Origin of the sequence: Providencia sp. 2.29 (assembly GCF_015832305.1) — a bacterium.
Taxonomy (GTDB): domain Bacteria; phylum Pseudomonadota; class Gammaproteobacteria; order Enterobacterales; family Enterobacteriaceae; genus Providencia; species Providencia stuartii.
This window is the reverse complement of the sequence record NZ_CP065420.1, coordinates 4,148,176-4,160,739: the sequence shown is the minus strand read 5'-3', so window position 1 is coordinate 4,160,739 and position 12,564 is coordinate 4,148,176. Positions and strand designations below refer to the sequence as shown.

Below are 12,564 nucleotides of genomic sequence, written 5' to 3'. Positions count from 1 at the left end.
CCCTCTTCGTCTTCTCAATCGAAAGTCAATAAATTGATTTTCTTCATGGAGTTAACAACCTCTAACGACTGCCGTCAAACAGTATTTGTTTGTTAACAGTCATAACACAGGTGGATTTTTTTACTGTCTGCAAGGGAGAAACGGGTGGCTGTTTATCAACGCGTGAGTTTGCAAACAACAGGGATCCTCTTTTCGCTGATTTTGGGGGGCACATCGGCTTTTGGCGCCAACGAGGTGGGCATGCGCCATGAAGGTGTCACTCAACTGGTTGGCAGTGTGATCTCAACACCATGCTCGATTGTGATGTCAAATCGCGACCAAACGGTCGATTTTTCGTCGTTAACGTTGACGATGCTCTCAACCGCCGTGGCGCGTGAACAACAAACACGCCCTTTTGACATTGAGCTTCGTGACTGTGGCAGTGTGTACAGCACCCTTGATAGTAAAACATGGACAATACGTTTTGACGGGCAAGGGGCCGATAATATCGACGCATTTGCCTTGCAAGGGCCTTCTCAGGGGTTGGGCGTATCCGTGCTGGATAACACGAAAAATATCGTGATCCCTGGGGAGACCTATCCTTTGTTTGACAGTGTGTTACGGCAAGGTCAATCGGGGCAAACCCTCTTTTTGCGCTATTTTTTACGGCTCGAGCTGACAGGAAAGCCGCTACAAGCAGGACGTTATCACGGGCTGGTTCGTTTTTTTATCGATTATCAATAAAGCACAGAAGCACGTCTTCAATGATGACATTGAGGAGGCATTCTTGCTGTCTTTGGGATGGTACAGAGCATGATGTTCAAACTTAGCAAAGTCAGGCAGGCCGTTTTATTGGCGGTGAGCGTCAGTGCATGCACGGTGTCTGCAACAGAGTTCAATACTGACGTATTGGATGCGGAAGATATGCAAAACGTCGATATGAGCCAATTTTCCGTTGCGGGTTATGTGCCTCCCGGAGACTATGTGTTAACCGTGTTTGTTAACGGCCAGCGCTTAGGGGCGCCTCGTGATATCACGGTCTTAGCACAACATGCCATTTGCATACCGGCGAACTTACTGGATCTGATTGGCCTGAAAGATTCGGCAAAACAAAAAGTCACCCTTTCCGAGGCGGGGCAGTGCCTTGATTTTTCCGCGTTAACTGGGGTGAAATCGACGGTTGAATTGTCCACACTCTCACTGAAAATCACTATTCCCCAGTTATGGATGGAATACCGTGATCCAAACTGGACCCCCCCGGCGTTATGGGAAGAGGGGGTGAATGGTGCCTTTGTGGATTATAGCGCCAATGCGTCTGTCATCGAAGAAAGTCGCGGGAGCAAACGGGTCTATTTATCCACCAATGGTACAACAGGTCTTAACCTCGGTGCTTGGCGTTTTCGTGGTGACTATAACGCGAACTACCAAAAACAGCACGGTGGCAGCAACCCCCAAGAAACCCTCCGTTTTGATTTTAGCCGGCTGTATGCGTTTACCTCCTTGAAGAAATTAGCCTCTATTTTGACCATTGGGGAAAACTACTTCTATTCTGATGTGTTTGAGTCATGGCAATACAGTGGTATCGCCCTCGAAAGTGACGACCGCATGTTACCGCCTAAATTGGTGGGGTACGCGCCGGAAATTATTGGCGTGGCGAACACGAATGCCACGGTGATTGTGCGTAGCCAAGACCGCGTGATCTTAGAAACCACGGTGCCCCCGGGGCCGTTTCGCATTCAGACCTTGGACAGCGGCGTACGAGGGGTGCTCGATGTCACTGTGCGTGAAGAAAATGGCGAAGAGAAAACATTTAGTCTCAACACCGCCTCACTGCCTTATTTAACCCGCCCGGGGCGCATTATTTATAAGTTAGTGGCGGGTAAAACGCGCTATGACGGTCATCGCCTAACTGGTAAGCCGGTGATCAGCGGCGAGTTGTCTTATGGGTTATCTAATGCGTGGTCACTGTATGGGGGGACGCAACTGAATGGGGATTACCAAACCGCAGCGATAGGGATTGGACGAGACTTGTTTGCATTTGGGGCATTGTCACTCGATATGACGCAGTCTTTTGCCCGCTTTACCCATCACACGCTGCAAGGCCGCTCCTATCGCCTCAACTATGCAAAGTCATTTGATGAGTTACGCACGGATATTACCTTTGCAGGGTATCGATTTGCCGATAGAGATTACCGCACATTAAGCCAATTTATAGATCAAAGCCGTAGCGGTCATGTGGCGCGTGTGGCAAAAGAAAACTACCAAATCTATCTGAACAAGTATTTTGATAATTTCAGTTTATCGTTGAATTATCAATACAGTACTTATTGGCAAGATAAACCGCAAACGCAATATGGTTTATACGCCAGTACCAATATCAGCATACCTAGGCTATCGCAGCAAGATGCCAATATTTCATTATCGGCGACGCGTACCGAGCGTGATAACGGCTATAAAGATGATGCTATCAACCTGTATTTAACGGTTCCTCTGTATCGCGGGCACAATATCACCTTCTCCGAACGCTATTCACGTGCCGGTGAGTATAACCAATATAGCCACAGTGTCGGGTATAGCGGCTATAGCGATCGTGATAATTACAGCCTGAATGTGGGGTATAACCACGGACAGCATATGCAGAGTCAGTCGAGTTTCAGTGGCTATTATTCACGCGATCTGTCGCAGGCTAACTTATCCACAAACGTCAGTTATGTGCCACAACAATATCGCAGTTTTGGCGCCTCGATTAACAGTGGGATCACGGCGACGGCTCACGGGGTAGCACTGCACCGTTCAGCAAATGGCGATACCCGCTTAATGATTGAAACACCGGGGGTGGGGGATGTGCCACTGGACAGTGGCGTCATCAAAACCAACCGTTTTGGGATTGCGGTTATTCCTAACGTGAACAGTTACCGTAAATCGACGGCGTCGATTAACACCAGTCAGCTGCCAGAGAATTTAGAAACGTTACAGTCAACGACCGACATTACCTTAACCAAAGGCGCGATAGGTTACCGCCGTTTATCGGTGATGAAAGGGGAAAAACTGTTCGCCATCGTATCGTTGAGTGATGGCAAAAATCCCCCGTTTGGGGCCAGTGTGCGCAATGCTGACAACCGTGAATTGGGCATTGTGGGTGAAGAGGGGGTGACGTGGTTGGTCGGTATTTCCCCTCAAGAAATCCTGTCTGTTTATTGGGCCGGAAAGAAGCAGTGTGAATTACGCATGCCTGACAATGTCACGTCATTATCCAGCATGTTATTGCTGCCTTGCGCTGCGCCCGCGCTGTCAACGGCAAATGTAACGCCAGCAAAATAAGTCTTTTATTCGTTTTATGAGGTCAATGATGTTGAATTTAGGTCAAAGATTATGCCATATGTGGGTGGGTATCGCGGTATTTGTCTCAATGAGTGCCTACAGCGCAGTCACATTAGATAGAACACGCATCATTTTTCCGGGAACGGAAAAATCGATTAACGTCACCATTTCGAACGATAACCCTGAAGAAGCTTACTTAGCCCAAAGTTGGATTGAAGATTTACAGGGAAATAAGCTCACCAAAGGGGCTATTTTGGCGACGCCGCCGTTGCAACGCATTGAGCCCATGAGCAACAGTTTAGTGCGTTTAAGCACGACGCCGGCACTGAGCCAATTGCCACAAGATCGTGAGTCGGTGTTTTACTTCAATTTGCGTGAAGTGCCCCCTAAATCCACCGATGGCAATACCTTACAAATTGCCTTGCAATCACGGGTCAAACTGTTTTATCGACCGGCCAGTATTTTGCCTGAATCGGACACTAAGTGGGCGCATCAAGTCACATTAACAAAGATAGCGAAAGGTTATCGCATCAATAATACCACGCCATTTCACTTAACGGTGATTGGGCTAGGGAACAGTCAAGCCGCGGCTGAGCACAATTCATTTGATGTGGTTATGGTGCCGCCTAAGTCAACACAGGATGTGGTATCCCCCGCACTGTCCACACCGTATCTGACGTACATCAATGATTATGGTGGTAAGCCCACGCTGGCATTTCGTTGCCAAGGTGAGACTTGCACGGTAACGGGTGAGCCGTAATTTTCAGCGTATGAGCGAACGGGAAAGGACGATGCGTAAACACAACATGTTCATCAAAACAGCCGGGTACAACGCGGTACTGTTTGTTCTTGGCAGTGTCTTGAGCCAATGGGCGATGGCTAATAGCCCTGTGGCGAATACACCGGTTAATCAATCGGACTACGAACCGCAGCATCAAGGCCAAATACAGGTGAGTGCCACGCTATTTAATGCCCCCTGCAATTTGTCGTTAGATAACACGCTGCGTTTGATTGGGTGTGGCGCGGGAAACAAGTACCAAGAAATGGCGGTGTTTAATGCAGCAGCCAATACCCCAGCGAGTGTGCGGCTTTACGATGTACAACGCGGGGTGTTTTCAGTGCGTTACCCGCTGTCTTTGCTAAATGGGGATAATCCAATCGACCTACCGACATGGATGAAAGATGGGCACACGGTGCGTTTAGAGGTGAGCTATGAATAGGGCAGCAAAGTATATTTGGCTGTTTTCGGTGGCGCTTTTCGGGGGAGCTTCTCAGGTACGCGCGGCCAATAGCTTAGATATTGAGTTGAGTGGTGAGCTGGTCAACACGGCATGCCAAGTGGCAGCCGGCTCTCTCCATCAGAAAATCACACTGTATAACTTGCGTTGGCAATTGATTAATGAAAATGGCACCAGCGCGGTGACGCCCTTTACCATTGCCATCGATAAGTGTAGTGCAACGGATTTACAAAAAAGTATTCAATTAACGTGGAAAAGCAGCGAATTAGTCACGATTGGCGGTGAGAGTTTTTTAACCACCAAAGGCGACAGTGGGGTCGTCTTGGGGCTGGTCGATCATGATGAAAAACCCCTTGTGTGGAATAAGCCGATGACGATGGGTGATGTCAGTGTGGTTGACGGCTTACAACAATTTGATTTTGGTGTTTTTGTCCGTAAACCCGCCACTGGCGAAGCTAATGTGGGCGATTTTTCCGGGATCGTGACCTTTCAGGTGGAGTACGAATAGTGATAAGACTGAATAAGCTCAAACAGCCTCTCGGGTTACTCCTGTTATTGACCGTATTAGAGAGCCACGCTGACGTTTTGGTGGATGTGACCGCTACCATGGTAGATCCCGCTTGTAATATTCGCAGTGAAAACAGCAGCTCACCGCTGAAAATTGGTTTCGGCACACTTAACCCAAACTCACTGAATACATCGGCGGCAGTGAACGATTTTTCACTCTATATCACGGGGTGTAATTTCAACAATACGTTAGCTATCGTGTTGAGCCCCAAAGGGGACAGCAGCGTGTTATATAACGGGAAAAATATTTTAGCGACCAGTATCAATGGGCTGGGTATTGATTTTAAAGAGGTGACGGGCGGCACGGTGCGTGCATTGGAAGTGAGTAAAAAGCAACGAATTTACCCCGAACGGGTGGACGCGACATTGTATCGCATGGATTTACAAGCGCAATTAGTGAGTACGGTGCCGATCAATCAATTGGCTCTGGGGAAATTTACGTCAACCGTCACCCTTTCTGTGACTTATCATTAGTAGGATCATGATTATGTTGAACTTAAAAGGCATTATTCTTACACACGGGTTGCAGTCTTTTAAAAAAAAGAAAATCGGCTGGGGGGGCATTGCATCAGGCGGTTTATTACTTCCCTCGATTGCCCTAGCAAACTATGCACCGATGATCCAAAACCCAAATGATGGCTATTTGATCACACTGGCGAGTAATAGCGCAATCGTTTCGACGCCTGTCACCGGCTCTGATGGTAAAAATTATTATCGTGTGGGGGAGCCGATAGTGATTAGTAGCATTGACTCAGCGGTTAAAGCAACGGGAGCGGCAAAATGTATTGGTAGAACTTGGGGGGGAACAAGTACGAGGATTATTGGTAGTGATAGTGCTTACCACAGGCTATTCATGTATGTCCCTGAAGCCGCTACGATAGAAGGCAAACCAGGTTATCGCATCAATAGTAACGTCGTGATGACCGTTGAGAGTAGAATGCTTAATTGGATCAATATTACGGGAGCTGGAGTTTGTGCGAATGCTTCGAGTACAGCGATGATAGCGTCGGCATCTAATTTTGGAGTACAGTTTCCCATCACCGTAACATTTTATATTAATGAGCGCATTATTGATGGTCAGGTGATGATTGCTGCTATGCCTCTTGGGGGGTATGTACGTGCATTTATGAACCCTAAAGTACCGCCAATCTATACATCTTGGCCATTAGAGGAAACAACGGTTCCAATGCGCTTACTCTCTTCAACATTAAATGTGGGCTCATCGTGTAATACCACCACGACCACTGGGCAAGCGGGGACAGTAAACTTACGGCATGGACACTTAAACACATTAAATTACGATAGTGTTGTCACTGAACAAGTGACTTATAACTGCAAGTTCGCTATTCCAACAAATGTCAGGTTACGCCTTGATTATGCAACAGACAATGACCCACAGAAACGTTTACCAATGACGAGTAGCCAAAATAGTAATCATAAAATCTACAGTAACTTGACCATGACCGATGAAACAACGGGTCAAACGGGTAAAGATTTTAAAATTGAGATTAAAGACCTAAGAACAATTAAAATTACGAGTCATATCCAAGGAACAAATGCCGCCGCGGGGGATTATAAAGGTTCGGCTTGGTTGATAGCGACATTTGATTAATTGTTTATGTTTTTTCTCGATAAGATAAAAGTAAGTTAATAAACGGCCTTGATAAAATATCAAAGCCGTTTATTGACAGGGGCAGAAAATGAGAAAATCTTCCTTAGTTAATTTTGAATATTTTATCAATATCAGCCCCCTAAGGGGATAACTGTTTTTTTTCAGCGCTAATTAATAGCCAGTCATCACTGACTGTTAATTGCCAATTCATCAAGAGTACTATTTAACTATTGTAACTTTACCATCAATAATGGATAGATAAGGCGTTGTTGTAAAGATTTCACCATCTGCATATTTTTATAATTATAAAATGCAATATTTAACTTGGTGATAGTTTTAGTCTAGAAAGAACAATGGGTTATCAATAATTAATAGCTTCCTACAACTGTGTATTACTGATTAATTCTTTTTGAATTTTGCTATTTTTAGCATTGGATTTAAACTAACCCTCTTTAACAGTTGTCTCTTGCTCTGCTAATAATGTCTATTCTTCATTAATGGGGAGGGAGTGGACATGGGTCTATCATCATTTGTGTAGGGCCATGTTTAACATGGCCCGAGTTTGAATTACTAATGAGGATTATTGATGTTTAAAGTATTATTATCTAGAAATAATAAATTTTTCACCATCAAAGCGTAATTTCGGATTAATACCAATAGACTGACCAGACTCTAAATCTTTAAAAGCGATTGGTGACTTAAAAACTGAAATAACACGATTATCAAGGTATTTAGAGATCTCACTATTACTAGAAATATTGAGTGGTTTTAACTGATACTGCTCTTTGTCGAAAAGCATAGAAAAACCAAGGGAGTTATAATATGATTCAACGCTCCCTCCATCTGCGGAACTTGATTCTTCTAACATCTCATTAAACAATAGTTTTATTTTTTTCTCATCTTGTCGGTTAAAAGCATCCCATATTTCGGTATAAATCTCTTTTAATTTAGCTTGCTGTTCAAGAGGGAGGTCATTAAAAAATTTAATGTTATCATTAAATTGGTATGATGTAGTCCACTTCCAAGCTGGAAAGTCTTCTCTGATATTAAATTGTTGAGTCATTCTATAGTACTTATTATTCTTATCAACGAATTCAACCTTTAAATCATCCGCTAGTTCTCCCCAGTTAATGTTCGAATTTTTATAGTGAGATGCTTTTTTTATGTTAAAATCAATATCTTCGTTTGGTCTGTAACTAATAAGTGAAATATGGTTTAACTTATCACTTTCAAATCTATCTCTAGCTAGAAACTCAAAATTACACTCGGTACCTGTAGTGAAAATTTCGGAATTTTTATTTAGTGAAAGTAATACGATTCTGATTTTGTTGTTTTTTTCTTTAAGAAAGGAGCCAATACCAAATGTAGTATTGAATTTATTCATATCAGAATTATATATCAGCATTACATCATTAACATATAGTTCCATCCCACATTGATTTAAATCAATGCCTATTTTATAGTCATATTTTTTTAGTTCATTATCATGCATTTTTGTGGCAGCAACATTAGATGAAATGAAGATCAACATTAATAATAGTATTTTCTTAATCATAATTTACCCGTTAAAATGATAAATAGGTATCGTACCTTCAGCCTTAGGAGCGAGAACTATATCTTCTGGGAGAAATTCTCATTTAAATTTATTGGTAGTAGAACCTGTTAATTGACTTGTTCATTTCCCACTATACCAGCTTTAACCTCAAATTTATAATTGAATTTAAGTTACGGTTAAACCGATCCTATTTTTATCCACCACTAACCTAAAGTTAATACTGCCACTAAATTCCCCTTCTAATTTAGAAGTGAGCTTCATTTCATTATCAAAAGTTAGTTTTAATCCGCTGCCTAAGAGCCGAGCTTCAATGAAAAGGCCTTGTATAGCCATTCAAGTCTGGCTTATTGCGTGATTCCTCTTTTTCTTCCATATGCAGACAGAACTTACGCCATTTTTCTCTAGTTTCTGTACGAGTGAAAACAACATTAATAATATCAATTCATAATCCTAAACCAATAAGTGGTCCGAAGGAAAAGTCAAAGGGGTTGTTGTTAGCATTGTAATTAATATCGCTAATAGATATTTTCTAATGCTCGACTATATTTTAATGCATTGATATATAATTGAATTGTTTTGGGATAATCAAGGGTGACTCTAAAGATAAACCTCAATAGCATATTATTTGAGCAATACTTATTATCCTTTGTGATGGCTTTAATTGCCAATCCCATTGAATACAAAAAGACCCCCAATAATTGGTTGCCCAGTTATTGGAGGCCACTTCAAGTCACGCCTTTAAATCAAAAGGGTTATTGTTTGATTAAATCAAACTTAGCTAAATACTCCCCCCAATCAGCTAGGCCTTGAAATTCAAACCCGACACTCTGATAAAAGTGGTGTGCACCCACGTTATCGGTGTGATAGCCAATCATAATGGCAGGAATATTATCCTTATTTGATGACCTTATCTCATCAATTAATAAAAGCATGGCCTGCAAACCATAGCCTTGACGCTGATGAGATTCATCTATCATAAAGCGATAAATCCAATAATTCCCATCGTCAGGGTCAATGCCATACATGACTAACCCAACGAGTGTTTCTTGATGCTGGATCCCTTTAACGATAAACCGTGGTAAGAATTGGACTTCAGCAATTGAATATAAATTGGAAGCAATAAATTGTGATTGTTCCTCTGATACTTGCAAATCAGCACAATCTTCCCAGTTATCTTGATTCAGCTCAACAAGTGTTACCATTAACTTCTCCTTTTTAGAGAAGCAAACCTTCTCTAAATTATGAATGAATAGAATATGCAGTGAATTTATTTAGATTGTTTTTACGCATGGTAACCCCCTTAGTGAAATTGATGGCATAGCCGAATTGGCAATTTAAAATGCGGCTCAAATATGCCGGAATGGCGGTGAAATAACAAGATAGCGCACAAAATATTTTATTGTGTCGGTAGGAAATACATTGGGGCATTGATAAAAAAACCTGCCAATTTTATTTAGCAGGTTTTCCAATGATAGGTAAATTATTTACGAACAGCGATCGCTTCGATCTCGATTTTTACATCTTTCGGTAAACGGGCAACTTCAACGCAAGAGCGTGCTGGGAATGGTGCATTATGCTGCTTGAAAAACTCTTCATAAGTTGCATTTACGGTTGCGAAATCGTTCAAATCTTTCACAAATACCGTGGTTTTCACGATATTGGCAGCGCTAAGGCCTGCTTTTTCTAAGATAGCTGCCACGTTTGCGAGTGATTGACGAGTTTGTGCCGCGATATCTTCAGGCACTTCACCTGTTTTTGGATCAACAGGGATCTGGCCAGATGTAATGACCATACTGCCTAAGTCAACACCTTGAACATAAGGGCCAATAGCTGCCGGTGCGTTTTCTGTACTGATTTCGTATGACATAAATACTCCGTTTAATCAGGTAAAAAAGTGGTAACTTTCGCTTATAGAAGTTCAGTATAAAGCTTTGAAGCTCACATACAAAGCCGTGGTCACACGAATCTCATTTATTGGTTATTAATAACGGCGTCTCTGTCGAACTCTTTTTCACAAAATTTACAGGTTAGCGCCACTTCTTTGCCCATTTTTTTCACCTTAAAGCTACTAGACACCGGCTCATTATGGCTAATACAGTTACTATTTGGGCAAATCAATACATTGTCGATATATTCAGGTAATCGTAACTCTAATTTTTCAACCACTTGGTAGTCTTCGATACGATTAACGGTTGCTTCTGGTGCATACATCGCTAATTGGTTGGCTTGCTCTGGTGTCAAAAAAGTATTTTCGATTTTGATTAAATCTTTTTTCCCCAAGTTATTCGAGGGTAAATTTAAACCGATGGTAATGCGCTCATCTGTTAAGGTGAGTTTAAATAGACTCAATAGCTTAAAACCAATTTGAGCAGGAATATGGTCGATGACAGTGCCACAACTAATTGCTTCAACTTGTAATTTATGATCGTGTGTCATGATGTGTTTCTCCTCAGATGGCCAATTCTTTATTTAAAACCAGAGACAACAAAGCTTGCCTTGCGAAAATGCCGTTACCCGCTTGTTGGAAATAGTAGGCGTAAGGGGTCTTATCAACATCAACAGTGATTTCATCAACGCGCGGTAATGGATGTAAAACTTTAAGATTGGGTTTGGCATCTTGTAAATCTGTGGCACGGAGTACAAATTGCGCTTTGACATTGGCATATTCAGACGGGTCTAAACGTTCTTTCTGTACTCGTGTCATATAAAGGATATCCAACTCAGGCAGCACTTCATCAATATTGTTATGTAAGCTGTATGTGGAGCCTTTTTCTTCAAGAAGATGCAGGATATGGATTGGCATAGATAGCGCTTCTGGCGCAATAAAATAAAAGTGATTGCCTTCAAATTTAGAGAGGGCTTGTGTCAGTGAATGGACTGTTCTGCCGTATTTTAAATCACCCACCATTGCGACTTGTAGGTTTTCAAGACGACCTTGGGTTTCTTGGATAGTAAAGAGGTCGAGTAGTGTTTGTGTTGGATGTTGGTTTGAACCATCACCAGCATTGATAATGGGAATTTCCCCCGCAAATTGGCTGGCTAAGCGTGCAGCACCTTCTTGTGGGTGGCGCATCACGATAGCATCGACATATTGGCTGATCACCGAAATGGTATCTGCGAGTGTTTCACCTTTTTTCCCCAGTGACGTGTTGGTGCTGTCAGAAAACCCCACAACAGATGCTCCTAGGCGGTGAATTGCGGTCTCAAAGGATAAACGTGTGCGAGTCGACGCTTCGAAGAAACAACTGGCGATGACTTTATGTTTTAAAAATTCTGGCTGAGGTTGCTGTTTTAGGGAGGCAGCCACTTTGAGCACAAGTTCAAGGTCGGTGCGATCTAAATCATTAATTGAGATTATGTCGCGTAGGTATAGAGGGTTCGGCATCGTTGTTCTCCTGTGTCAGCAAGACGTATAAGGTGAAAGGCCAAAAAAAAGCCCCTCAATGAGGGGCTTTTCTTGAAATACGGAGGGGAAAAACAGGCTGTCCAGACCGCCAGAAGGCAGTGCAGTGGAGGTGTTCTTTGAAACAAATAGAGCAACAGCGTTCATGTTTTCTCCCGGCAAATTGTGGCGCATTATACGCGTGTCTTTTCATGACGCAAGCGTTTGCATACAGAAAAATAGATTTTTTTGCGTCTAAGTCCACTTACGTTTCCAGTTATTTTGTATAAAAACAGTCAAATCAGAGAGATATTTGTCATTGACTGAGTCGCTTAGCGAGTCGTTCTAATTTAACCATCAATAACACCCTGACCTTTATCTAAAATATCAGGCTCATACATCTGCCACCATGCTTTTTCTTTGAGGTAAATTTCGTTAAACGGATCACCCTGTTGGGGTAGCAATAAATCCGTCACTCCATTAGGACTGCCTTTTTCTATCCGCAATCACGGCTGACCATGATTATATTTCGGAGAAGGTAAGAGTTGCAGAGGTGCTGGAGATTGCGCTAACACCGACATTATGCGCATAGCACTCATGCCCAGCACTAATTCCATCGGCATCGAATGCTCCCCAAGAGCTGCCAAGAAGAGACAGCTCGAATAAATTGATATTTTTTGAGTTTTTATGGAGTATCGGTGCATATTCAATAAACCAACGATAATTTGTCGAGCGATGAACCGACATACCGTGTTTGGCCAGCATATCACTGACTTTAGTGACATGACTTTTCCTAAAGAAGCGAGCAATGACCTTAATGTCGTTCACTTCGACAATTTTTGCAACAAGCCCACAAAAAGTGCGGTTTATCCTATAATCAACGCATCAAATACTCGACCGTCTCCTTTCA

The 12,564-nt window shown here is 42.6% G+C and carries 15 protein-coding genes and 1 pseudogene; 7 read left to right on the top strand and 9 right to left on the bottom strand.

Translation table 11 applies throughout. From position 1 onward, the window contains the following. Window positions 1-144: 144 nt before the first annotated feature. Genes I3B46_RS19745 through I3B46_RS19715 form a run of 7 tightly spaced genes read left to right on the top strand, consistent with a single transcriptional unit; the run spans window position 145 to window position 6,717 of the window. Window positions 145-723, top strand: a complete 579-nt coding sequence (locus I3B46_RS19745; protein ID WP_004915870.1) for a fimbrial protein — start codon at window positions 145-147, stop codon at window positions 721-723. Between the two features lie 57 nt (window positions 724-780). Further along, window positions 781-3,300 (top strand): fimbria/pilus outer membrane usher protein, encoded by a 2,520-nt coding sequence (locus I3B46_RS19740; protein ID WP_104873179.1) that lies wholly within the window; start codon window positions 781-783, stop codon window positions 3,298-3,300. Between the two features lie 28 nt (window positions 3,301-3,328). Further along, on the top strand, window positions 3,329-4,060 hold the full coding sequence (locus I3B46_RS19735; RefSeq protein WP_014657341.1) for a fimbrial biogenesis chaperone: 732 nt from the start codon (window positions 3,329-3,331) through the stop codon (window positions 4,058-4,060). A 31-nt stretch (window positions 4,061-4,091) separates the two neighbouring features. Then, window positions 4,092-4,520 carry a hypothetical protein gene (locus I3B46_RS19730; RefSeq protein WP_014657342.1) on the top strand — a complete coding sequence of 143 codons (429 nt, stop codon included), beginning with the start codon at window positions 4,092-4,094 and terminating at the stop codon, window positions 4,518-4,520. Next, entirely contained in the window at window positions 4,513-5,046 is a 534-nt protein-coding gene (locus I3B46_RS19725; protein ID WP_004915879.1) for a fimbrial protein, read from the top strand. The genes I3B46_RS19730 and I3B46_RS19725 overlap by 8 nt, the downstream gene beginning before the upstream one ends. Next, complete coding sequence (locus I3B46_RS19720) at window positions 5,046-5,579, top strand: fimbrial protein (RefSeq protein WP_036942707.1); 534 nt, start codon at window positions 5,046-5,048, stop codon at window positions 5,577-5,579. The genes I3B46_RS19725 and I3B46_RS19720 overlap by 1 nt, the downstream gene beginning before the upstream one ends. A gap of 13 nt (window positions 5,580-5,592) precedes the next feature. After that, entirely contained in the window at window positions 5,593-6,717 is a 1,125-nt protein-coding gene (locus tag I3B46_RS19715; RefSeq protein ID WP_306169839.1) for an adhesin, read from the top strand. 601 nt (window positions 6,718-7,318) lie between these two features. Here the strand turns inward: I3B46_RS19715 and I3B46_RS19710 are convergent. From I3B46_RS19710 to I3B46_RS22800, 9 genes and pseudogenes are all read right to left on the bottom strand, one after another. Further along, window positions 7,319-8,272: a hypothetical protein gene (locus tag I3B46_RS19710; RefSeq protein WP_102957321.1), complete on the bottom strand. Its 954-nt coding sequence runs from the start codon at window positions 8,270-8,272 to the stop codon at window positions 7,319-7,321. A 165-nt stretch (window positions 8,273-8,437) separates the two neighbouring features. Further along, window positions 8,438-8,605 (bottom strand): hypothetical protein, encoded by a 168-nt coding sequence (locus tag I3B46_RS19705; RefSeq protein ID WP_158660875.1) that lies wholly within the window; start codon window positions 8,603-8,605, stop codon window positions 8,438-8,440. A gap of 419 nt (window positions 8,606-9,024) precedes the next feature. Beyond that, a complete protein-coding gene (locus tag I3B46_RS19700; protein ID WP_053110801.1) occupies window positions 9,025-9,474 on the bottom strand; it encodes a GNAT family N-acetyltransferase in 450 nt (149 codons plus the stop codon). Between the two features lie 278 nt (window positions 9,475-9,752). Then, window positions 9,753-10,139 carry a 2-iminobutanoate/2-iminopropanoate deaminase gene (gene ridA / locus I3B46_RS19695; protein WP_004915899.1) on the bottom strand — a complete coding sequence of 129 codons (387 nt, stop codon included), beginning with the start codon at window positions 10,137-10,139 and terminating at the stop codon, window positions 9,753-9,755. Between the two features lie 104 nt (window positions 10,140-10,243). Beyond that, window positions 10,244-10,708, bottom strand: coding sequence for an aspartate carbamoyltransferase regulatory subunit (gene pyrI / locus I3B46_RS19690; protein WP_004915901.1), 465 nt, complete (start codon window positions 10,706-10,708; stop codon window positions 10,244-10,246). Between the two features lie 13 nt (window positions 10,709-10,721). Continuing rightward, on the bottom strand, window positions 10,722-11,657 hold the full coding sequence (pyrB, locus tag I3B46_RS19685; RefSeq protein WP_014657345.1) for an aspartate carbamoyltransferase: 936 nt from the start codon (window positions 11,655-11,657) through the stop codon (window positions 10,722-10,724). 15 nt (window positions 11,658-11,672) lie between these two features. Continuing rightward, window positions 11,673-11,822 (bottom strand): hypothetical protein, encoded by a 150-nt coding sequence (locus I3B46_RS22600; RefSeq protein ID WP_004915905.1) that lies wholly within the window; start codon window positions 11,820-11,822, stop codon window positions 11,673-11,675. Between the two features lie 182 nt (window positions 11,823-12,004). Then, window positions 12,005-12,130 carry a hypothetical protein gene (locus I3B46_RS22595; RefSeq protein WP_255531810.1) on the bottom strand — a complete coding sequence of 42 codons (126 nt, stop codon included), beginning with the start codon at window positions 12,128-12,130 and terminating at the stop codon, window positions 12,005-12,007. Between the two features lie 161 nt (window positions 12,131-12,291). Next, window positions 12,292-12,428 (bottom strand): annotated as a pseudogene (locus I3B46_RS22800) (IS6 family transposase); the annotation flags it as partial. Window positions 12,429-12,564: the final 136 nt, after the last annotated feature.

What these genes read in the sequence shown, in the direction of transcription:
- I3B46_RS19740 (WP_104873179.1), top strand. Translation starts at nt 781, where the DNA reads ATGGTACAGAGCATGATGTTCAAACTTAGCAAAGTCAGGCAGGCCGTT.
- I3B46_RS19735 (WP_014657341.1), top strand. Translation starts at nt 3,329, where the DNA reads ATGTTGAATTTAGGTCAAAGATTATGCCATATGTGGGTGGGTATCGCG.
- I3B46_RS19730 (WP_014657342.1), top strand. Translation starts at nt 4,092, where the DNA reads ATGCGTAAACACAACATGTTCATCAAAACAGCCGGGTACAACGCGGTA.
- I3B46_RS19725 (WP_004915879.1), top strand. Translation starts at nt 4,513, where the DNA reads ATGAATAGGGCAGCAAAGTATATTTGGCTGTTTTCGGTGGCGCTTTTC.
- I3B46_RS19715 (WP_306169839.1), top strand. Translation starts at nt 5,593, where the DNA reads ATGTTGAACTTAAAAGGCATTATTCTTACACACGGGTTGCAGTCTTTT.
- I3B46_RS19710 (WP_102957321.1), bottom strand. Translation starts at nt 8,272, where the DNA reads ATGATTAAGAAAATACTATTATTAATGTTGATCTTCATTTCATCTAAT.
- I3B46_RS19705 (WP_158660875.1), bottom strand. Translation starts at nt 8,605, where the DNA reads ATGGCTATACAAGGCCTTTTCATTGAAGCTCGGCTCTTAGGCAGCGGA.
- I3B46_RS19700 (WP_053110801.1), bottom strand. Translation starts at nt 9,474, where the DNA reads ATGGTAACACTTGTTGAGCTGAATCAAGATAACTGGGAAGATTGTGCT.
- ridA (WP_004915899.1), bottom strand. Translation starts at nt 10,139, where the DNA reads ATGTCATACGAAATCAGTACAGAAAACGCACCGGCAGCTATTGGCCCT.
- pyrI (WP_004915901.1), bottom strand. Translation starts at nt 10,708, where the DNA reads ATGACACACGATCATAAATTACAAGTTGAAGCAATTAGTTGTGGCACT.
- pyrB (WP_014657345.1), bottom strand. Translation starts at nt 11,657, where the DNA reads ATGCCGAACCCTCTATACCTACGCGACATAATCTCAATTAATGATTTA.
- I3B46_RS22600 (WP_004915905.1), bottom strand. Translation starts at nt 11,822, where the DNA reads ATGAACGCTGTTGCTCTATTTGTTTCAAAGAACACCTCCACTGCACTG.